Source organism: Tessaracoccus caeni (assembly GCF_029211185.1).
In the GTDB taxonomy this organism is placed as follows: domain Bacteria; phylum Actinomycetota; class Actinomycetes; order Propionibacteriales; family Propionibacteriaceae; genus Arachnia; species Arachnia caeni.
Genome location: NZ_JARGDO010000001.1, coordinates 135,408 through 155,591, shown reverse-complemented (window position 1 = coordinate 155,591; position 20,184 = coordinate 135,408). Strand labels below are relative to the sequence as shown.

18 protein-coding genes are annotated in these 20,184 nt (G+C 67.2%); 6 read left to right on the top strand and 12 right to left on the bottom strand.

Features of this window, described 5'->3' with window-relative positions:
• Window positions 1-156: 156 nt before the first annotated feature.
• Both P0D62_RS00645 and P0D62_RS00640 read left to right on the top strand, forming a co-directional pair.
• Entirely contained in the window at window positions 157-1,842 is a 1,686-nt protein-coding gene (locus tag P0D62_RS00645; RefSeq protein ID WP_275700681.1) for a 13E12 repeat family protein, read from the top strand.
• 271 nt (window positions 1,843-2,113) lie between these two features.
• The gene (locus P0D62_RS00640; RefSeq protein ID WP_275700680.1) at window positions 2,114-3,310 is read left to right on the top strand and encodes a M14 family zinc carboxypeptidase; all 1,197 of its coding nucleotides are present in this window, start codon (window positions 2,114-2,116) and stop codon (window positions 3,308-3,310) included.
• 215 nt (window positions 3,311-3,525) lie between these two features.
• On the opposite strand, the gene P0D62_RS00635 is transcribed toward P0D62_RS00640, so the two are convergent.
• The 9 genes from P0D62_RS00635 to ctaE form a co-directional block, all read right to left on the bottom strand.
• Window positions 3,526-4,695 carry an ABC transporter permease gene (locus tag P0D62_RS00635; protein WP_275700679.1) on the bottom strand — a complete coding sequence of 390 codons (1,170 nt, stop codon included), beginning with the start codon at window positions 4,693-4,695 and terminating at the stop codon, window positions 3,526-3,528.
• Window positions 4,692-5,573 (bottom strand): ABC transporter ATP-binding protein, encoded by an 882-nt coding sequence (locus P0D62_RS00630; protein WP_275700678.1) that lies wholly within the window; start codon window positions 5,571-5,573, stop codon window positions 4,692-4,694. Before P0D62_RS00630 ends, P0D62_RS00635 begins: the two co-directional genes overlap by 4 nt.
• Window positions 5,574-5,726: 153 nt before the next feature.
• Window positions 5,727-6,362, bottom strand: a complete 636-nt coding sequence (locus tag P0D62_RS00625; protein ID WP_275700981.1) for a response regulator — start codon at window positions 6,360-6,362, stop codon at window positions 5,727-5,729.
• Window positions 6,362-7,618, bottom strand: a complete 1,257-nt coding sequence (locus P0D62_RS00620) for a sensor histidine kinase (protein WP_275700677.1) — start codon at window positions 7,616-7,618, stop codon at window positions 6,362-6,364. The genes P0D62_RS00625 and P0D62_RS00620 overlap by 1 nt, the downstream gene beginning before the upstream one ends.
• Before the next feature lie 6 nt (window positions 7,619-7,624).
• Window positions 7,625-9,085, bottom strand: coding sequence for a GuaB1 family IMP dehydrogenase-related protein (locus P0D62_RS00615; RefSeq protein WP_275700676.1), 1,461 nt, complete (start codon window positions 9,083-9,085; stop codon window positions 7,625-7,627).
• Window positions 9,086-9,228: 143 nt separating this feature from the next.
• Window positions 9,229-10,929: a cytochrome bc1 complex cytochrome b subunit gene (gene qcrB, locus P0D62_RS00610; protein WP_275700675.1), complete on the bottom strand. Its 1,701-nt coding sequence runs from the start codon at window positions 10,927-10,929 to the stop codon at window positions 9,229-9,231.
• Window positions 10,929-12,008 carry a cytochrome bc1 complex Rieske iron-sulfur subunit gene (gene qcrA, locus P0D62_RS00605; protein WP_275700674.1) on the bottom strand — a complete coding sequence of 360 codons (1,080 nt, stop codon included), beginning with the start codon at window positions 12,006-12,008 and terminating at the stop codon, window positions 10,929-10,931. The genes qcrB and qcrA overlap by 1 nt, the downstream gene beginning before the upstream one ends.
• The gene (gene qcrC / locus P0D62_RS00600; protein WP_275700673.1) at window positions 12,005-12,805 is read right to left on the bottom strand and encodes a cytochrome bc1 complex diheme cytochrome c subunit; all 801 of its coding nucleotides are present in this window, start codon (window positions 12,803-12,805) and stop codon (window positions 12,005-12,007) included. The genes qcrA and qcrC overlap by 4 nt, the downstream gene beginning before the upstream one ends.
• A 22-nt stretch (window positions 12,806-12,827) precedes the next feature.
• On the bottom strand, window positions 12,828-13,529 hold the full coding sequence (gene ctaE, locus P0D62_RS00595) for an aa3-type cytochrome oxidase subunit III (RefSeq protein ID WP_455153212.1): 702 nt from the start codon (window positions 13,527-13,529) through the stop codon (window positions 12,828-12,830).
• 92 nt (window positions 13,530-13,621) lie between these two features.
• Here ctaE and P0D62_RS00590 point away from each other — a divergent pair, with 92 nt between their 5' ends.
• Genes P0D62_RS00590 through trpD form a run of 3 tightly spaced genes read left to right on the top strand, consistent with a single transcriptional unit; the run spans window position 13,622 to window position 16,060 of the window.
• Window positions 13,622-14,617 carry a cytochrome c oxidase assembly protein gene (locus P0D62_RS00590; protein ID WP_275700672.1) on the top strand — a complete coding sequence of 332 codons (996 nt, stop codon included), beginning with the start codon at window positions 13,622-13,624 and terminating at the stop codon, window positions 14,615-14,617.
• On the top strand, window positions 14,610-15,023 hold the full coding sequence (locus P0D62_RS00585; RefSeq protein ID WP_275700671.1) for a response regulator: 414 nt from the start codon (window positions 14,610-14,612) through the stop codon (window positions 15,021-15,023). The genes P0D62_RS00590 and P0D62_RS00585 overlap by 8 nt, the downstream gene beginning before the upstream one ends.
• Complete coding sequence (gene trpD / locus P0D62_RS00580) at window positions 15,023-16,060, top strand: anthranilate phosphoribosyltransferase (RefSeq protein WP_275700670.1); 1,038 nt, start codon at window positions 15,023-15,025, stop codon at window positions 16,058-16,060. The genes P0D62_RS00585 and trpD overlap by 1 nt, the downstream gene beginning before the upstream one ends.
• Here trpD and P0D62_RS00575 read toward each other — a convergent pair.
• Window positions 16,047-16,754, bottom strand: a complete 708-nt coding sequence (locus P0D62_RS00575) for a prepilin peptidase (protein WP_275700669.1) — start codon at window positions 16,752-16,754, stop codon at window positions 16,047-16,049. The genes trpD and P0D62_RS00575 overlap by 14 nt on opposite strands.
• 126 nt (window positions 16,755-16,880) lie before the next feature.
• Complete coding sequence (locus P0D62_RS19085; RefSeq protein ID WP_319946971.1) at window positions 16,881-17,750, bottom strand: sunset domain-containing protein; 870 nt, start codon at window positions 17,748-17,750, stop codon at window positions 16,881-16,883.
• Between the two features lie 156 nt (window positions 17,751-17,906).
• Here P0D62_RS19085 and P0D62_RS00565 point away from each other — a divergent pair, with 156 nt between their 5' ends.
• On the top strand, window positions 17,907-18,422 hold the full coding sequence (locus P0D62_RS00565) for a peptidylprolyl isomerase (protein ID WP_275700668.1): 516 nt from the start codon (window positions 17,907-17,909) through the stop codon (window positions 18,420-18,422).
• On the opposite strand, the gene P0D62_RS00560 is transcribed toward P0D62_RS00565, so the two are convergent.
• Window positions 18,371-20,125 (bottom strand): DEDD exonuclease domain-containing protein, encoded by a 1,755-nt coding sequence (locus P0D62_RS00560; RefSeq protein WP_275700667.1) that lies wholly within the window; start codon window positions 20,123-20,125, stop codon window positions 18,371-18,373. The genes P0D62_RS00565 and P0D62_RS00560 overlap by 52 nt on opposite strands.
• Window positions 20,126-20,184 lie beyond the last annotated feature (59 nt).

The following is a 20,184-nucleotide window of genomic DNA, read 5'->3' as shown; positions in this document are numbered from 1 at the left end:
GTGCGGAGCGCAGCGGAGCCTCGAGGAGAGCGAGCGCAGGGTCGGGCAGGAGCCCTGCCTCACGCGAGGATTGTTATCGAACTGTTATCCGAATAAGACTCTATCGGGGCTTGTCAGGGGCCAGAACTGTCAGACCCGGCCCGTAGTGTTTGGGGTATGAACAGCACCAAGTCTCGTTCCGCGAGTACAGCCGCCCGGCGGCTGGAGGTCGCGGACGAGGCGCGTCGTCGGGCGGAAGCCGATGTGGTGGTGGCGTTGTGTGATCTGGCGGAGTCCTATTGTCTGGATGAAGCAGAACTCCACGAGATCCTGGTCGATGACGATGTACGGGTCGCCGGCGAGGGTACCCCGTTGGTGTCGCAGTACGTGTCGCTGGAGATCGGTGCTCTGCTGGGCTGCACGCCGCGGGCGGCGGCGATGAAACTCGCTGATGCGTTGAATGTGAAGTATCGGCATCCGCAGCTCTTCGACGCCACCCTCACCCTTCAACTCGACGCGGCCCGGGCACTCTTTGCGGCGCGGCGGTGCGCGGATCTGCATCCAATGACTGCTGAACATGTGACGACGTTGTGGCTCGCCTCTCAGGGGAAGCTGGGCTGGAAGGCTGCGTTCAATCTGCTGGATAAGTTGATCATCCAGGCCGACAGGCAGCTCGCGGAGGAGCAGGAACGGCGGGCTCGTGGGGAGCGTGGAGTGTGGTTGTGGGGCCTCCATGAGGGTGTGATGAATCTGACCGGGAAACTCGACGTGCTGGATGCTCGTTATCTGGATACCCGGCTGGGCGAGATCGCCGCTCTGATCGAAGGCCAGTATCCAGAGCTGACGGTGGCGCAGCGTCGGGCGAAAGCGGTGGGGATCCTGGCGAACCCCGCCTACGCCACCATGTTGTTGCAGCATGCACAACCGATGCTGCCCGAGGTCGAACAGGTCGACCACGGCACAGCGCAGAGCATCTGCCACCGGCAGGACACCATCTCGGGGGTCCAGCTGCCGCAGGTTGTGGCCCTAGCCGGGACCGCAGCGGAGGACCTCTGCCCGTCCGAGCAGCTCGTCAAGGATCCGCACCGGGCTGTGACGCAAGGCTTGTGCCGTTCTGCGGGGACGATGCGCGATCCGGACGCGGTTGTGGTGCCGGTAAGCAGGTTGTATCCGTCGGAGCAGATCGTTGAGGATCCGCGCCGGGTCACCGGGTGGACGGCGGATGCCGGCTGGTTCCCGGACCCGGCCGATGCGTCGCGGTTCGACCCGCACCACTACGCGTCGCATCACTGCGGAACCATCACCACCCCGCCCACGAACCTACGACCCGCACTCGGGATCGCGGTGCATATCCACTCCGACGCGCTCGGGAACCTGGATGGTGTGGCGCGGATCGAGAAAGCCGGCCACATCACCACCGCGCTGCTGGCCGAGTTGCTGGGTGAAGGGCTCGGTACCAAGATCACGATCCAGCCGGTGATCGATCTGCCCAGGCTGGAGCCGGAAGACCAGTACGTGCCGAGCGTGCGGATGCGGCGGGCGGTGACGTTGGCGTTCCCCACCGACATGTTCCCCTACTCGGGTTGGCCGTCCGGGAAGCTGGATCTGGATCACACCATCCCTTATCGGGCCGGTGTCAGGGGGCAGACGGGGATCGGGAACCTTGCCCCGCTGAATCGTCGTGCGCATCGCGCGAAAACCGCCGGCTACTGGGTTCTCGATCAGGTCGGCCCTGGGGAGTTGGAGTGGCGAAGCCCGCTCGGCTACCGGTACCGCGTCACGACCCAAGGCACCACCAGGCGCCGACCACGAACGGAGCGAGCACACACCAACGACCCGCCAAGGGATGCTCGGGCAGGTTGAGCGGCTGTCACACTTTTGTCGCGCCGTCCGACGTCTCTGATGAAAACCCGCCATGCGAGCTACCTCGAAGAGGTGCAGCGGTTATGCTCTTTTGAGGTGCTAGCGCCAGTGAGCCTGTACAGAACGCTCCGCTTTCTGCCCCGCGCTGAGGCTTTGGGGCGTGTTCCTCGACCGGTGCCTCCGCACCTCAGAGAGCGTAGCTGTCACGCTCTCGGTCTTGACTCTTCGCAACCGAATCTCGGCCTGGCTCGCTTCAGTAGGTATGGGCGCCGTGAAAGTTCACGAAGGGGTGAAGGACATGGGTAGGGGACTACGACGTGCGGTGATGGTGCTGGCGACGATGCTGGCTGGGCTGCTGGTCATGGGGGCCGGGGTTCTTCCTGCCCAGGCAGCTCGGCTGCCGAAGACCATTGGCGTCAAAGAAGTGGTGGCCAGCAGCGTCGAGGTGTATCCGTCGGCGACGGCGAAGAAGTCGTCGGGCAAGGTCAGTAAGGGAGCGGCGCTGCGGTACACGGGCGTGGTGTCCAAGGGACGTCTCGAAGTGGTGCGCTCCGACAAGGTGATCTGGGTAGAGAACACCAGCAGCAAGATCGCTAGCCTGCCGCTGGCCAAGACGACGGTGGAGGTTGCCGAGAAGATCACGTTGTTCCGCTCGTCCACCTCCAGCACGGTCTTCGACACTGTGAAGAAGGGGGCCAAGCTGAAGCACACCGGCACCGTCAGCGCCGGGCGATTGCAGATCGTGTACGGCGGACGAGTGGTCTGGGGCGACGTCGACCACACGTCTTTCGCCGGGGCGAAGCCGTCGAAGAAGTCGTACGTGTCGAGGGTCAAGGTGGGCACGTCGGTGGAGGGGCTCGACTTTTATGCCTATCAGGTCGGTGACCCGCGTGCGTCGACGTCGGCGGTGGTGATCGGGCAGATCCATGGCGATGAGAAGGCCGGCGTGAAGACCGCTCGGGCGCTGATCGACGACCCGCGCACCGTCAAGGGCATCTCGCTCTGGGTGATCCTCACCGTCAACCCCGACGGCAACGGGGCGAACACGCGAGTGAACGCACGCGGCGTCGATCTCAACCGGAACTGGCCTACCGCGTGGGAGAAGAGCAAGAAGGGGCGCAAGTGGAGCGGGCCCAAGGCGGCGTCGGAGCCCGAGACGCGGGCGCTGAGGGCCTTCCTGACCAAGACCAAGCCCGACAAGGTGGTGGGGCTGCATCAACCGCTGAATGGAGTCGACACCGGTGAGCGGAAGGTCGGGAGGCTGCAGAAGGCGCTGGTGACGCACCTCGGGCTGCCCGCCAAGGAGTTCTCCTGCTACGGCGGCTGCCACGGCACCATGACGCAGTGGTACAACAAAAACTACAAGGGAGCGGCGATCACCGTCGAGTACCCCGCGAAGGTGTCCACGAAGTACGCGACGAAGACGGCCAGGGACGGTTTGGTCCGCGCGCTGGGTGGGCGGTATTGAGCGAACTCACGCTCTTTGAGGTGCGACGAAGGAGCCTCGAAAAGAGCCCGCGTTAGGCAAAGAAGCGGCCCAGCCACGGGTGCTGTGGCTGGGCCGCCCTGTCGTGTCGCGCTGGCTCTTTTCGAGGCTTCGGCCCCAGGGCTCGTCCGGGTGCTGAGGAGCGAGGTACGAGCGTCTCGAAGTGCGCCCCTGGGGCCTTCGCACCTCAAAGAGCGTCATTCTGCTTTCGCGAAGGCCTCCTTGTAGCGCATCACGCTGTTGGTCTGGAGGAGGCCGCGACGGTAGATCTTGGAGCCGGCCCAGATGGCCACCGCCATGAATGCGACGGAGACGGCCAGCGATGCCAGGGCATGCACCCAAGTGGCCTCGCCCTGGAGCAGGCGGCCGGGCATCACGACGGCGGAGGCGATCGGTACGTAGCTCATCACCTGGGCGGTGGTGCCGCTGGCGAACATGCCGACCATGTAGACCATCATCAGGACCATCGTGAGTGGAGTCGTGGTCTGGCTGAGATCCTGCACTCGGGTGGCCATCGAGCCGGCGGCCGCCCATAGGCAGGCCAGTGACGCGAAGCCGATCAGGAAGAACACCACGAACCAGCTGACGACGGGGGCCATGATGGCGATCATCGAGCTGTACTCGCTGAAGGACATGCCCACCAGCGCGGTCGCCACGATCAGCACCACCTGCCCGAGCGCCATGATCGAGTTGCCGACCACCTTTCCAGTGAGCAGATGCCGGATCGGCACGGCGGCGGCGAGGATCTCGACGATGCGCGACTCCTTCTCCGTCACCACCGACTGCGCGATCTGCATGCCGTAGGTGATCGCCACCATCATGAACAAGATGGCGAAGGCGAAGGTGGCGATCATGACCGCGCCGGCCTCGTTCTCGTCGCCGCCCACTGGCACGAAAGCCAGCACGGTGTCGGTCAGGATCGCGGAGGCATCGACTCCTTGGGCCTCGGCATTGCGCTCGATCTGGAAGCTGCGCACGGCGTCGTTGAGCATGGGAGCCCTGGTGGGATTCTTGACCGCGAGCTGCCAGCCCTCTCCTGCCACGAACCTGAGGCCGGCGTCGGCGTCGCCGCTGACCACCGTGGCGGTCAGCTCCTCCGACGACACCCGCAGCGCCTCGGCCGGAACCCCGCTCTGGTTGGCGAGGGCGACGACAGCGGCACCGTCGTCGCTGTCCACGGCGACGATGCTGCTGCTGTCGCCGCTGTTCAGCCAGGCGCTGGCCAGGAAGGCGACGATCACGATGCCGATCGTGCTGAGGGTGCCGATCCAGAACGCCTTGTCGGTGATCTGGGCCATGATCTCGCGCTTGGCGACGATCAGCCACGGGCGGCGTGCGGGATGCGGGGCGGTCTGGGTGGTACTCATCGGGTCACCTCTCGATAGAAGTCGCTGAGGGGCCGCACGATCGGCCCGAAGGAGTGGACGGGGCCGCGTGCCATGGCCTCGGCCAGGATGCGCTGAGTTGCCTCGTCGTCGGCGAACTCCACCTGCGCGCGCGGACCATCGACGTCGATCACGGTGACGCCGGCCTCGCCGCGCAGCCAGCCGAGGTCGCCGGCGGTGACCAGGCTGTGCCGGATCGGCCCGGAACTGCGCAGTTCTTCGACGCTGCCCGCCGCCAGCACCTGACCCTTGCGCAGGATCACGATCTGGTGGCAGAGCCGCTCCACCAGCTCCAGCTGATGGGACGAGAACAGCACTGGCACGCCGCGGCGGGTGAACTCGGTGAGCAGGGCGAACATCTCCTCGACGGCGTCGGGATCCAGGCCGCTGAAGGGCTCGTCCAGGATCAGCGCCTTCGGGCTCGCGATGACCGCACCGGCGATCTGCACGCGCTGCTGGTTGCCCAGCGAGAGTTTCTCCAGCTTGTCGCGGGTGCGGTCGCCAAGGTTGAAGCGCTCGAGCAGGGCCTGGGCGGCCTCACGCGCCTCCTTGGGTGCCATGCCGTGCAGCTCGCCCAGGTAGGCGAGCTGGGGGAGGATGGGCTGCTTCGGGTAGAGGCCCCGTTCCTCGGGCATGTAGCCGAACTCGGCGCGGTCGCGGGCGGTGACGGGAGACCCGTTCCAGTGCACCTCGCCCGCTGTGGGCGCGAGAACCCCCATCACGATGCGCATGGTGGTGGTCTTGCCGGCGCCGTTGCCTCCGACGAATCCCGTGAACTGTCCGTCGGGGACGGTGAAGCTCACATCATCGAGTGCCGTCAGCTGCCCGAATCTGCGGGTGACATGGGATATCTCTAGCATGCCTCCAGAGTGCCGGGTGGAGGCTGGTCGGCGCATCGGCCGACCGAGCGAAGTTGTCCGACGGGTTTCTCCGTCGAAAGGATGAGGCTCTGTGTGGAAAATAGTCTCTGCCGAAGGTGGCGGTCGCTCTTTTCGAGGCTCGTTCCTCGCACCTCAAAGAGCGTGATGCTCGTAGGCGAAGATCACGGCCTGGACGCGGTCGCGGACGCCGAGTTTGGTGAGGCACGACGAGACGTGGGTTTTCACGGTCGCCTCGCTCACGACCAGCTCCTCGGCGATCTCGGCATTGCTCAAGCCCTTGGCCATGGCGGTCAACACGTCGCGCTCGCGGGCCGTCAGGTGGTCCAGCGCGGGGTGGGGAGTGGTCTCGCGACGGCCATGCACGGCCTGGGCGATCACCCGGCGGGTGACCTCGGGAGCCAGCAGGGCACCGCCGTCGGCGACGGTGCGGATGGCCTCCAGCAGCCGCTCGGGCTCGCAGTTCTTGAGCAGGAAGCCGGCCGCGCCGGCCTCGAGCGCCTCGAAGAGGTAGTCGTCGCGATCGAAGGTGGTGAGCACGATCACCTGCGATCTGCCCCCGGCGCGGATCTCGCGCGTCGCGGTGAGCCCATCGACGCGAGGCATCTGGATGTCCATCAGGATGACGTCCGGCGCGGTGCGAGCCGCGAGCGCGATGGCCTCGTGCCCGTCGGACGCCTCGCCGACCAGCTCGATGTCGTCCTCGACGCTGAGCATGAGCGCGAACGCCTTGCGGATCAGGGCCTGGTCATCGACCAGGGCGACGCGGATCATGCTGATGCCTTTCGAAGGAAGGAGGCGCGGACCCGGTAGCCCCGGGTGGCTCGCGGGCCGACGTCCAGCTGGCCGCCGAGCGCGGAGATGCGCTCCCGCATGCCCACGTGGCCCAGCCCGGAGCCGGTGGTGCCGGGCACCGGCATGCCGTTGTCGGTCACCTCGAGCTCGACGGTGTCCTCACTGATGCGAAGCACCACGCGGGCCTCGTCGGCGGTGGAATGGCGACGCACGTTGGTGAGCGCCTCCTGGGCGATGCGCAGCAGGCTGCTGGCCTGCGTCGGCGTCAAGGAGCCGAGCGAGGCAGGATCCCCGACGAGGTCGTAGCGCACCTGCAGGCCGGAACCGTCAGCCTCGGCGCACAGCTGTTCGAGACTGCCCAGCGAGGCGTTCTCGCCGTCGGGTCCGACATCGCGTAGCGACCCCAGCAGGCCGCGCAGCTCCTGCACGGCGCCCCGGGACAGCTCCTCCACCTCCTGCATCGCCTCGGAGGCCAGTTCCGGACGGCTGGCCATCGCGCGTCGTGCCGCAGCGGTCTGCACACCGATCAGGGAAATGTGATGGGCGACGGAGTCGTGCAGGTCGCGCGCGATGCGCAGCCGCTCGGCCAGCACCGCCTGGTGCGCGAGTTGCTCGCCCTGCAGGCGCACCATCTCGCGCGAGCGGCGCAACTCGTCCTCGGATTTCGCCTGCTGCCAGGACTGACGTCCCAGGAACAAGGCCGCGCCGAAGTAGGCCGTGTTGAGCGTCACGGTGGCGAAGTAGTACCAACCGCCGGGAATCTCACCCAGCACCGTGCGCGTGTAGGCGTCGGAGACGAGCAGCCAGACCGCCATCGAGGCCAGCACGGCGACCGTCGCCAGCATCAGGGTGTCGCGGCGGCGGGCATAGGCCATGGCTGTGTAGATGCCGAAGAAGTACAGCACCTGCATGCCGGCGATGCTCGCCACCAGCGGAACCAGTACACCGATCAGAATGAAGTGGGCGCCGCTCCCGAGCAGGAGCACCGTGATGGGGAAGCGTCGCCGCAGCGCGATGAGGGCGCCTCCGGTGAAGATGGCGAGAAGGCCGGGGCCTAGCGGGGCGTACTCGATGGCCTCGGGGATCTGCTGGAGCTGGAGAAGGGTGGCCACCGAGACCACCATCAGCACGACGGCGATCAGGATGTCGGCCGGCCACGGGTTCTTCGGTGCGGGCCGCACGTAGTCGTCGTCCAGCCCGAAGAACCCACGGAAGGCCGCGCCGATATTCATGCAGGTTCACCAGCTCCGGTCGAGCGGGCGTCCTTCCTCATAGCCGGAACCCGACTGCACGCCGACGACGGCGCGCTGCGAGAACTCGGGCAGGCTGCGGGCGCCGGCATAGGTGCACGACGACCGCACGCCAGAGGTGATCCAGTCGAGCAGATCTTCGACGCCGGGGCGACGCGGATCTAGATACATCCGCGACTGGGAGATGCCTTCCTCGAACAGCGCGGCGCGCGCCCGCGAGTAAGCGGACTGCTCGCGGGTGCGCTGCTGCACCGCGCGGGCCGACGCCATGCCGAAGGACTCCTTGTAGGTCCGGCCCTGGTGGTCGACGAGCTGGTCGCCGGTGGATTCGTGGGTGCCCGCGAACCAGGAGCCGATCATCACGGAGCCGGCCCCGGCGGCGAGCGCGAGGGCGACGTCGCGGGGATGGCGGACGCCGCCGTCGGCCCACACGGCCTTGCCGTGCTCGCGCGCTGCGGCCGAGCATTCGAGCACCGCGGAGAACTGCGGGCGGCCGACGCCCGTCTGCATCCGGGTGGTGCACATGGCGCCGGGCCCGACGCCCACCTTGAGGATGTCGGCTCCGGCCTCGATCAGGTCGTGGCAGCCCTCGGCGGTGACGACGTTGCCGGCGACGATCAGGATCCGACGGCCGGTCTCGGTCTCAAAGGCATCCCGAACCTGCCGAGCCGTGGCCAGAGCACCGATCATCTTCTCCTGATGGCCGTGCGCGGTGTCCATCACCAGCACGTCGGCCTCGGCATCGAGCGCGGCGCGCACCTTGCTGGCCACGTCGCCGTTGATGCCCACCGCGACGCCGGTGCGCAGGCGGCCAAGGTGGTCGAGCGCGGGCGCGTAGATGGTGGAGCGCAGCGCGCCCTTCAGCGTCATCAGGCCGACGAGCCGGCCCTCGTCGTCGGTGGCGATGGCCACCTTCTGGTGCTGGGCGCTCAGCGTGTCGAAGACGTCGTTGGGGGTGGCGGTGGGGGAGACGGTGCTCACGTCGGTGGACATCACGTCCTTCGCCTGAGCGAAGCGGTCGCTGTCTGCGGCGTCGGCCGGAGTGACGAGGCCCACCACCTTGAACTGATCGTCGACCACCACGGCCACTCCGTGCGAACGCTTGGCGATCAGGCTCAGGGTCTCGCCCACCGTGGTGGTGGGGGAGACGGTGACGGCGGTGTCGAAGACGGTGGGAGCGGCCTTCACCTTGGCGATCGACTTGGCCACCACGTCGGCGGGGATATCCTGCGGGAAGATCGCGAGGCCGCCGCGGCGGGCCATCGTCTCCGCCATCCGGCGACCGGAGACGGCCGTCATGTTGGCCGCCACCAGCGGGGTGGGGGTGGCCAGGCCATCGGTCGACGTGAGGTCGACGTCGAGTCGCGACGTGATCGCGGAGCGACTGGGCGCCATGAAGACGTCGCTATAGGTCAGGTCGTAGGCAGGTTCGCCATTGAGAAAACGCACGGGCCATAGCTTAACGGCTCAGACCTGGAAACCCACACGTCTGCTGCTCGGCGCCTTTCGAGGCTCGCTTCGCTCGCGCCTCAAGGAGCGTGGGGTCGAAAAAGGGCCCAGCCATGATGACTGGGCCCTTTGTCAGGTGTGAATCAGTGCAGTTCGGCTCGGTGCTTGCCGTCCTCGACCGCGTGATCGTCGTGGCCGTGGCTGAGCGCGTCCTCGATCTCGGTGGTCGACGGCTTCGGAATGTCCTTGCCGAGGTACCACTGAGACAGCCGTGCGCGCAGCTTCGAGACCTTCTTGCCGGAGGCGAAACCGTCCTCGTCGAGGCCCGAACTGGCTTCCAGCGGCGTGTACTGCGGATGCTGGGTGAGGGTGAAAGCCTCGTCCTCGCTGATGGGAGCGTGGTTCTCGTAGTACCCGCCCTCGGGCGTGCGCATCATGGAGCCGGTGCCCGAGCCATGCAGCACGCGCTCGCGGTCGGCCCGCTGCAGCGACAGGCAGATCCGCTTGGTGAGGATGAAGGCGATCACCGGGGCCACGAAGATGGCGACCCGCATGAAGATGGTGATCGCGTTCAGGCTGAGGTGGAACCACACCGCGATGATGTCGTTGGCGCCCGCCAGCCAGAACATCGCGTAGCAGGTCATGCCCGCGACGCCGAAAGCGGTTCGGGTGGGCACGTTGCGCGGGCGGTCGAGGATGTGATGCTCACGATCATCGCCGGTCAGCCAGCTCTCGATGAACGGATAAAGCGCGAGTCCGACGAACAGCAGACCCATCAGTCCCACGCCGGGCAGGAAGATGTTCCAGGACCAGGTGGTTCCGCCCAAATGGGACTCCCAGCCGGGCATGATGCGCACCGCGCCCTCGACCCAGCCCATGTACCAGTCGGGCTGTGAACCGGCGGTGACCTTGGCCGGATCGTAGGGGCCATACAGCCAGATCGGGTTGATCTGGAACAGGCCGCCGAACAGCACCAGAACGCCGAAGACGATGAAGAAGAAGCCGCCGGCCTTGGCCGCGTAGACCGGGAAGACGGGGTAGCCGACCACGTTGTTGTCGGTGCGACCCGGGCCCGGGTACTGCGAGTGCTTGTGGTAGACCACCAGCGCCAAGTGCGCGGAGACCAGACCGAGCAGGAGACCGGGGATCAGCAGGATGTGCACCATGTAGAGGCGCGGGATCACGAGGGTGCCGGGGAACTCGCCGCCGAAGACGAAGAACTCCGCCCAGGTGCCGATGATCGGGATCGACCGGATGAGGCCGTCGACGAAGCGCAGGCCGGTGCCGGAGAGAAGATCGTCGGGCAGCGAGTAGCCCGCGAAGCCGGCGATCAGCGACATCGACATGAGGCCGATGCCGATCAGCCAGTTGACCTCGCGCGGCTTGCGGAAGGCGCCGGTGAAGAACACGCGCAGCGCGTGCACGAAGGCGGCCGCCACGAACAGCAGGGCCGCCCAGTGGTGGATCTGGCGCACCAGCAGGCCGCCGCGGATGTCGAAGGAGATGGCCAGCGTCGACGCGAACGCCTCAGACACGGGCAGGCCCTTCATCAGCTGGTACGAGCCGGCGTACTCGACCTCGGCCATCGACGGCTTGAACCAGATGGTGAGGAACACACCCGTGATCAGCAGCACGATGAAGGAGTAGAGGGCGATCTCACCCAGCAGGAACGACCAGTGGTCGGGGAAGACCTTGCGCAGGCCGGCCTTGCCGAGCTTGCCCAAACCGATGCGCTCATCGGCCCAGGTGGCGAGGCCGCCGACGGGAGAACTCTTCTTGGGCTCGGCAGGACGGTTCTCGTGAAGGACCGGCGCGTCAGGAGCCGTCGTGGTGGGCTTGGCCATCACTCGTCACCTTCCTGGAAGTCGTTGCGCGAGTCGCGCTCGGGATAGCTGGGGCCCACCGGCACCGTGAAGTCGGACTGGGCCACAAGGTAGCCCTCGTCGTCGACGGTGATCGGCAGCTGAGGCAGCGCGCGGGCGGCAGGCCCGAAGACCACGTTGCCGGAGTTGCCCAGATCGAAGGTCGATTGGTGGCACGGGCACAGCAGGTGGTGGGTTTGACGCTCCCACAGCGAGATGGGGCAGCCGACGTGGGTGCAGATCTTGGAGTAGGCCAGGATGCCGCTCACGTGCCAGTCCTTGCGCGACTCGGGAATCCGGATGGACTCTGGGTCCATCCGCACCACGATGATGGCCGACTTCGCGCTCTCGCGATGATGATCGGCGCCGTGCAGGTCGTGCAGGTTCTCCGGCTGGGCGTTGACCAGCTGGCCGATCTCAATGTGGGAGGCCTTGATCGGGTTCCAGGTGCCGTCCTGCACGAGGCGGATGTTCTCGGCCCAGATGGTGCGCTCGATGGTGCGGCGACGGGTCTCCTTGGTGGGCCAGGGGCCCATGTCGGCCAGCATCACCACGGCCGGAACCAGCGAGATCCCGACCGCGCCGCCCAGTGCTCCGAGGATCAGGGGGCGACGACGCACGCCGGACTGCTCGATGCCGTCCTCCAGCTTCTGGAGAGCGATGGCGCGGGTCTCGTCGTCGGAGCCTGCGCTGTGTCGCTCCTCGACGCTCTCGTCGTCGCCCATGATCACTCGGGCCCACTGCACGCAGGCCAGGCCGATCAGCAGTACGGCGAGGCCGCCGGTGAGGCCGAGCGTCACGGTGTGCGCGTTGGCGTAGATCAGCTGGGCGCCGCTGATGGTGATGTTGATGTTCGCGTCGCGCGGGATGGCGAAGTAGCACACCACGAAGGTGATCGCGAGCAGCGGAACCACGCCGAACATGGCGAGGATCGTGCGATAGGCGCGGTTTCCGGCGCCTTCGTCGACATCGGTGAAGCGCTCGACGTGCTCCTCCAGTCCGGGGTTGGCCAGCGGCTGCCCCAGCTCCGGATCCTTCACGGGGAGGTTGTGATTGCTCATCGGGCGCGTGCCCCCTTCTTCGCGATCCAGGTTGCGATCAAGGAAAGACCGCCGATGCCGAGAACGAACACCCAGAAACCTTCCGAGACCGGGCCGGCGTCACCCATGCCCAGGCCGCCGTGACGCGGCTGCTCATGGGCCTCCTGCAGGTAGCCGATGATCTCGCGCACGGACTGATCGGTCATCACGTCCTTGGAGAAGGTGGGCATCTGCTGAGGGCCGGAGCGCATCGCCTCGTAGATGTGGATGGGCTCGGTATCCGCCAGCGACGGGGCGTACTTGCCGTTGGGCATGGCGCCGCTGCCGCCGATGATGCCGTGGCAGGCCGAGCAGTTCGCGCGGAACAGCGCACCGCCACGGGCGATCTCTTCTTCGGTCAGGCCCTCCGGGGAGTACTGGCTCTCCTCAGGAATGGCCGGGCCGGGGCCGAAACCGGCGACGTAGGCGGCCACCGCCTCGATCTGCTCAGCGTTGTACTTGACGGGGCCGGCGGGGATCTGCGCCTCGGGACGGTTGGCCGGCATGCGGCCGGTGCCCATCTGGAAGTGAACGGAGGCCGCGCCGACGCCGATCAGCGACACGCCCTTCGAGGTGCCCTCGCCGCCAAGGCCATGGCAGCTGGAGCAGGTGGTGTCGAAGATGGCCTTGCCCTCCTCGACCTGCTGGGTCATGTCGGTCTCCGCGGAACTGGTCTGCGGGCTGAGGCCTGCGTAGGCCAATCCCATGACCAGCAGGGCGAGCACGAGCAGCAGTGGTCGTGCTGCGGCGTGCCTGCGACGCTTGGTGAGATTCTTCACGATTGATCTCCAGGTCTCGGGGCTATCGAAGGAAGTACAGGACGCCGAACAACACGATCCACACGAAGTCGACGAAGTGCCAGTAGTACGACACGACGTGCGCGCTGACCGTCTGCTCGTGGGTGTGGGTGCGGGTCATGTAGGAGCGGGCGATCACGAACCAGAAGGCGATCACGCCACCGAGCACGTGGAGGCCGTGGAAGCCGGTGGCGAGGAAGAACGCCGACCAGTACACGTTGGTGCTGATGGTGAAGCCCTCGTGGAACAGGTTGAAGTACTCCCACACCTGGCCGGCGAGGAAGATCGAACCCAGGAAGGCGGTGATGATGAACGACTGGCGCACGCCCCACTTCAAGGGGTTCAGCCACGGGCCGTTCGGACGGTCGGCCTCCGCGGCGTTGGCGCCGATCTGGCAGGTGACCGACGAGAACACCAGAATCGCGGTGTTGATCGCGGCGAACTTCACGTCGAGGTGCGCGGTGCTGGCATCCCAGAGCGTGGGTTGCCCGGGCGCCGCCGCCTGGGACGTGATGTCTCGGATCATGAAATAGGCCGAGAAGAGGGCGGCGAAGAACATCAGCTCGCTCGCCAGCCAGACGATGACGCCCACAGACAGGGTGTCGGGTCGTCCCTTCGGCTTGTTCAGTCGGGGCCGGGCTACGGGGTGCAGGGCTCCGGAGGGGAGCTGCTGCGCGCCGTCCTTTGTCTCTTCGCTGGTGACCACGCAGTCATTATTGCGGCAAAACGCTGCGAGGTCACGCCAACTCACAGGATTAAGTGGCACCCCCCTCCGATCTCTTGGAAGGCAGTGGGATAATGCAGCACATGCTCGCGGCCCCGTTGCCCCAGTTTCTTCCCCTTCACGCCAAGCCCGACGACGCCCTCGCGCCGTTGGAGGGATGGCGTTATCTGACTGCCTGGGACTTCCAATGGTTCCCGGTTCTGATGCTGCTCCTCGTCGCTGGACTCTACCTCTACGGCGTGCATCGATTGCACCGTCGCGGAGACAGCTGGCCGATGCACCGGACCGTTTTGTTCCTGCTGGGGCTCGGTGTGCTCGCGGTGGCGATGTTCAGTTCGATCGGTGCCTACGACACGGTGCTGTTCTGGATCCACATGGTCCAGCACATGTTGTTCTCCATGATCGCGCCGCCGTTCCTGGTCTATGGAGCTCCCATGACCCTGGCGCTGCGCACCCTCGCGCCCAAACCCCGACAGCTGCTGCTGGGACTGCTGCACTCGCGATTCGCCAAAGTGCTGCTGTTCCCGCCGTTGACGACGGCCTTCATGGTCGGCACGCCGTTCGCGCTCTACTTCACCGGCTGGTACGAGCTCACGCTGCGCAGCGACGTCCACCACGATCTGCTGCACTTCTGGATGATCACCATGGGGTGCCTGTTCTTCTTCCCGCTGCTCGGCGTCGACCCCGTCCCGATCAAGATGCCCTACCCGATCCGCATCCTGCTGTTCCTCCTCACCATGCCCTTCCATGCGTTCCTCGGGGTGATCATCATGGGATCGAAGAACCTGATCGCCGAGGACTGGTACCTCTCGTTCGATCGCGCCTGGGGGCCGAGCCCGCTGCGCGACCAGAACCTCGCCGGCGGTCTCATGTGGGCCACCGGCGACCTCACGATGCTCGCGGCGATGGTGCTGATCTTCATCCAATGGATCAAGGACTCGAACCGCGAGGCGAAACGGATCGACCGCGCACTGGACAGGGAGGAGGCCGAAGAAGCCAAGCGCGCCGCCGCTCGCTACGATGGCCCAGGACAGGACTCCCATCCGGAGGAAGGAATCCAAGATGAGTGAAGCCGGTGCGCCGCTGAAGGTGCTGCTCTACTCCGACGATCGCACGGTGCGCGAGCAGGTGCGGCTGACGCTGGGGAGGAAGGTCGCCGCCGATCTGGCCGAGATCGAGATCTTCGAGGTGGCGACCGTGCCGGCGCTGCTGAAGGCGCTCGACTCGGACGAGAACTACAGCCTCCTGATCCTCGACGGCGAGGCCCGCCCCGCCGGCGGCTTCGGCGTGGCCTACCAGGTCAAGGACGAGGTGGCGAACTGCCCGCCCGTGCTGCTGCTCGTGGTGCGTCAGGTCGACTCCTGGCTGGCCACGTGGTCGCGCGCCGACGCCGTCGCCCCCTACCCGCTCGATCCCTTCCAGCTGCCGGAGCAGGCCGCCAACCTGCTGCGCGACCGTTTGGCGCAGGTGGGCTGATGTCGCCGCATTCGTGGCCGGAGATCCTGACGGGTCTGGTGCGCAGCGAGGGCCTGGAGGTCGAAGCAGCCACCTGGGCGCTCAACGAGATCTTCAACGGACGGGCATCCGACGTGCAGGTGGCCGCCCTCCTGACGGCGCTGCGCGCCAAGGGGGAGACCGAGGACGAGATCGTCGGCCTCGCGGACGCGATGCTGAGCAACGCCCTGCCGATCAGCCTGGACCGTGAGGCGGTCGATATCGTCGGCACCGGTGGCGATCGGGCGAACACCGTCAACGTCTCGACGATGGCCGCGATCGTGGCCGCCGCCGCCGGAGCGAAGGTGGTCAAGCACGGCTCGCGGGCCGCGTCGTCGATGTCGGGCACCGCCGACACTCTCGAGGCCCTCGGCGTCAACGTGATGGCCCAGCCTGCGTCGCAGCAGAGAATCCTCGACGAGGTGGGCATCGTCTTCCTCTTCGCGCAGATGTACCACCCGGCCATGAAGAACGTGGGCGGGGTGCGCAAGGCGCTGGGCATCCAGACCACCTTCAACTTCCTCGGCCCGCTCGCCAACCCCGCCCGGCCGCTGGCCATGGCGCTGGGCGTGGCCAACGACGACGTCGCGCCCGTGATCGCGCGGGTGCTCGCTGGGCGCGGCTCGCGCGGCCTGGTGTTCCGCGGGTTCGACGGTTTGGACGAGCTGACCACCACGTCGTCGTCGGACGTGTGGCTGGTCTCGGACGGTCGCGTGCACCGCACGTCGGTCGATCCGCAGCGGCTCGGCATGAAGCCCGCAGCGCCAGCCGACCTGCAGGGTGGCGATCCCGCGCACAACGCTCAGGTCGTGCTCGACCTGGTGGCCGGCAAGCGCGACGCCGTGCGCGACATCACCGTGCTGAACGCGTCGGCGGCCCTGCTGGCCTACCGCGGTGTGAGCCATGTGGTTCCGCTGGAGGACCAGCTGGCCGACCTGCTCGACGAAGTGGGCGAGGCGATCGACTCCGGAGCCGCGGCTGCGACTCTGGACCGCTGGGTGGAGCTCACCAACCGCTGAGCGGCAGCGCGATGATCGGTCCCAACCACAGCCAGGGTCCGTACGGGAAGTAGGAGGGGCCGCCCCGGCGTCGCCGGATGGCGCTCCACACCACGCCTGCGACCGCTCCGAGCAGGGTGCCGACGAACAACGCCAGCACCCACCCCTGCACGACCAGGAGCGGGTTCGCATCGCTGGCGGCCGCCACAGCGCCCACCGGAGCGGCGAGCCGCACGTCGCCGAACCCGAACGATCGGCTGAACCGCCAGATCAGCCAGAACAGGCCGGCGAAGGCCGCGCCGCCCAGCACCGCGGCCACGGCTCCGCTTGGGGAGAGCAGTGCGGTCAGGATCAACCCGACGAGCATCGCGCCCTGCATGACCCCACTCAGCCTTTTCGGCAGGTAGGTGGTGCGCAGGTCGACGTAGACCAGCGGCGCGCCGAACGCGAGATAGGGCACCCACAGCGGCCAGAAGGCGACGGGCACCACCCACAGCGTCAAGGCGACGGCGAAGGTGAACGCGCCGATCCCCACGACCGCACCGCGGGTGGCGAGCGACGCGTAGTTAGGCGCCGGCTCATCCTGCTCGTCAGAGGCCTCCGGCGGCGCGATGCGAGGGACGAAGAATCCGAGCGTGGCGGACGCCACCACCGCGACCAGCATCGCCGCCACCGGCACCACGATCGATGCGGAGGGGAGGACGGTCGGCCACATGCGGCGAGGCTAGCCGTCGACCGGGGCATGAGGCCAGCCTCGGAGCCCGAGCCTGGGGAAAACCAGGTAAAACAGGCCGTGCCGCCCCGACGTCATCGGGGCGGCACGGTGTGTGTAAGGGGAAACTCAGCGCTGGGCCTTGGTGAAGCCCGCGGCCTCGGCTGCTTCCTCTGAGTTGAACCAGACCTCTGCGTTGGTGCGCTCATAGCCACCGGAGCCGGGCAGGTGATATTTCTTGGAACGCTCGTTGCCCTTGATCGTGAAGCCCTCGGGCGGCTCGGTGCCAAGGTAGGCGCCTTCTCCGTAGGTCTGCCCCTGCTCGGGCGCGCCCTCGGCCAGCATCTCGCTGATCGCCTCCTCCTCGTCGGGGGACGCGGCATGAGCCGGCTGCGGCTCCTGCTCGGGCTCCTCCGACGCGCTTTCGGTGGCGACCTTCGCAGCGGTGGCGAAGGTGTCATTGTTGTTGACGTACGCGCGGGACGGCTCGTGGGCGGTCCACCCGTCGTCCTTGGGGGCGAGGAAGTGCCGCACAGCCGCCAATGCACCGGCGACCAGGGCGCCGACGGCTAGAACCTTGCCGAAGGCCTTGAGCTTGGACTTCTTCTTGGGCTTGGCAACCTCGATGCCCGCGGCGGCAAGGGGGGCAGCCACGACGGGATGCTCCGCTGCAGCGTGCAGGGCGTCCTGCAGCTTGGGCAGGATCTCGTCGGAGACCTTTTCCCTCGCGGCCTCGACGACAGGGGTCACCTTGTCGAGAGCGCTCTTGATATGCGGCTCGGCAGCGTCGAGCTGGCGTGAGGCGAAGTCCGCGCTGCGGACCTTTGCCTCCTTGAGCAGAGGCGCGGCCTGCTCGGTTGCCTGCTGCAGTAGTTCTTGGGCGTGGTCCAAGCCGTCCTTGGCCAGTTCCAGGCCCTCCTTGAGGGCGTGCTGCCCGTACTCGGCGGCGGCAGACGCGGAGTCGGCGGCGGCCTTCCGTAGCTCTTGTGACGTCTTCACAAGTTCCTCCCAGTGTTTTTGTAGGGCTCGTGCTCGAGCAAGCTCAACGCTACCTAATAAAGACGTTCAGACAAGCGCATATCGATGAACCCGCGGATTGGCACTAGAGTGCTCCGAGTACCTCAACCCTCGGGGCCGTGCCCCGGATGAGAAAGGATGCTTGTGAGCACCGCCACGCTGCACACCACCTCCGGTGACATCGTCATCGAGCTGTTCGAGAACCACGCCCCCAAGACGGTGGCGAACTTCGTGGGCCTCGCCCAGGGCACGAAGGAATACCTGGACGCGGAGACCGGCGAGAAGAGCACCGAGCCGTTCTACGACGGACTGGGCTTCCACCGCGTGATCGACGGCTTCATGATCCAGGGCGGTTGCCCGCGCGGCGACGGCCGTGGCGGCCCCGGCTACACCTTCGCCGACGAGTTCCACCCCGAGCTGCAGTTCAACCGTCCCTACCTGCTGGCGATGGCCAACGCCGGGCCCGGCACCAATGGCTCGCAGTTCTTCATCACCGTCACCCAGACGCCGCACCTCAACCGTCGTCACACCATCTTCGGCGAGGTCACCGACGAGGCCTCGAAGGCCGTGGTGGACGCCATCGCGACCACCCGCACCGACCGCTACGACCGCCCGCTGGAGCCGGTGGTCATCACCTCGGTCACCGTCGCCTGATCGCCCAGTAGCTCCCGGGCAAGGTCTTCGGGTCGGAGTCCTGCTCCGACCGGCCAACTCCAATCGCCGTCTGTCTCCAGCAACCGGATTCCCGGAAGCTCGAGCCAGGCGGCGATTTTTCCGCATTCCTCGACGCTGCCCGCGGGGAGCCCGGCCGGCGGCTGGGGCACGGTCTCTGCCGTCGCGATGGCGTCGGCGGCCGCGTCGAGCACCCGTGACGACGGCGCGGTGGTGGCGGCGGCGAGCTTCCCGAAGCGGATCACATGGATGTCCCAGCCGGCCGCGCCCGGGGCCGCGGCCACCAGCTGCGGGCAGCGGGCGATCGAACGGAACCGGTGATAGCGCAGACTGGTGCGGTAATACGACTGAATGCGCGCGGCGATCTCACCGGCCTCCTCGTAGCGCTGCTGGGCGACCAGCTTGGCCAGCCGTTCCGCGGAGCCCCGCAGCACGGGACGCACGTCCTGGTCCCACGCGTCGCGCAGTCGCGCCACCACCTGCGGATAGTCCCGGGCGGCGTCGCCGAGCTGACACGGTGCGGAGCAGCGCCCCAACTCCGCGAGCGCGCAGGCCGGAGAGGCGGTGCGGGCGGAGAGACGCCCCGTGCATTGTCGTAGCGCGAACGCGTCGTACAGGGTGGCGGCGGCTTCACGGGCGGCTCCGGCGCCGCGGAACGGGCCGAACACCGTCGCATCCCCCTTGACCTGCCGGACGATGGACAGCCGCGGGAACGGCTCGTCGGTGAGCTTGAGCCAGGAGAGTCCCCGCTGGTTCTTGGACTTGCGGTTGTACCTCGGAGCCCAAGCCGCGATCATCCGGAGTTCTCGCACGTCGGCCTCCAATTCGGTGGCGCATTCGACGTAGCGCACGCCGGTGGCCACCCGGACCATCTCGTGGATGCGAGGGCGGGTCTCGGCGGCCGTGAAGTAGGAGCGCACCCTGCGTCGGAGGCACTTCGACTTGCCGACGTAGAGCACCTCCGTCTTGGGTTTGTGGGGGTCGGCCGACTCGTGGACGAAGTAGTAGACGCCGGCCTTCTCGGGCAGCCCGGTGGCCCAGGTGCGTTTTGCTCTTCGGTCGGGCGACACCTTGGCCGTGAACTCCGTCAGATCCTCCAGCGTGGATACGCCGAGGTTGCCCACCCGTTCCAGCAGACCGTGCAGCACGTCGACGGTGGCCCGGGCGTCGCTGAGCGCGCGGTGATTGGGCACGGTGGTGGCCTGGAAGTGGGCAGCGAGAGTGGCGAGCTTGCAGTTGCGCACCTCGTCGCGCAGCAGAGCGCAACGAGCCAGCGCCACCGTGTCGACCACCTGGGGCCGTGGCCAGGCAAGCCCGACCTCTGCGAAGGCTCGCGTGAGGAAGCCGACGTCGAAGCGCGCGTTGTGCGCCACCAGCACGCAGCCGGCGGCGAAGGTCGCGAACGAGGGGAGCACCTGCTCGATGCGCGGGGCGCCCGCCACCATCTGATTGGTGATGCCCGTCATCACCTGGATCATCGCGGGGATGGGGGAATCGGGCCGCACCAGTGTTTGGAACTCGCCGAGAATCTCCCCGCCCTGCACCTTGACCGCGCCGATCTCGGTGATGGACGATTCGGTGCTGGAACCGGTGGTCTCCAGGTCGACCACGACGAAGCGGACCTCATGCAGGGGAGTGCCGAGGTCGTCGAAGCTGGGTTGAAGTCCCGCCGAATGAGCAGTCATAGCAGGCACCCTAGGCAGATCCACCGACAGTTCTTCGGCGCACCCCTTTCGCCGGGCCC

Bases quoted from the DNA above. Each gene is read 5' to 3' on its own strand.
- P0D62_RS00645 (WP_275700681.1), top strand. From the start codon at position 157: ATGAACAGCACCAAGTCTCGTTCCGCGAGTACAGCCGCCCGGCGGCTG.
- P0D62_RS00635 (WP_275700679.1), bottom strand. From the start codon at position 4,695: ATGAGTACCACCCAGACCGCCCCGCATCCCGCACGCCGCCCGTGGCTG.
- P0D62_RS00630 (WP_275700678.1), bottom strand. From the start codon at position 5,573: ATGCTAGAGATATCCCATGTCACCCGCAGATTCGGGCAGCTGACGGCA.
- P0D62_RS00620 (WP_275700677.1), bottom strand. From the start codon at position 7,618: ATGAATATCGGCGCGGCCTTCCGTGGGTTCTTCGGGCTGGACGACGAC.
- qcrB (WP_275700675.1), bottom strand. From the start codon at position 10,929: ATGGCCAAGCCCACCACGACGGCTCCTGACGCGCCGGTCCTTCACGAG.
- qcrA (WP_275700674.1), bottom strand. From the start codon at position 12,008: ATGAGCAATCACAACCTCCCCGTGAAGGATCCGGAGCTGGGGCAGCCG.
- P0D62_RS00590 (WP_275700672.1), top strand. From the start codon at position 13,622: ATGCAGCACATGCTCGCGGCCCCGTTGCCCCAGTTTCTTCCCCTTCAC.
- P0D62_RS00585 (WP_275700671.1), top strand. From the start codon at position 14,610: ATGAGTGAAGCCGGTGCGCCGCTGAAGGTGCTGCTCTACTCCGACGAT.
- trpD (WP_275700670.1), top strand. From the start codon at position 15,023: ATGTCGCCGCATTCGTGGCCGGAGATCCTGACGGGTCTGGTGCGCAGC.
- P0D62_RS00575 (WP_275700669.1), bottom strand. From the start codon at position 16,754: ATGTGGCCGACCGTCCTCCCCTCCGCATCGATCGTGGTGCCGGTGGCG.
- P0D62_RS00565 (WP_275700668.1), top strand. From the start codon at position 17,907: ATGCTTGTGAGCACCGCCACGCTGCACACCACCTCCGGTGACATCGTC.
- P0D62_RS00560 (WP_275700667.1), bottom strand. From the start codon at position 20,125: ATGACTGCTCATTCGGCGGGACTTCAACCCAGCTTCGACGACCTCGGC.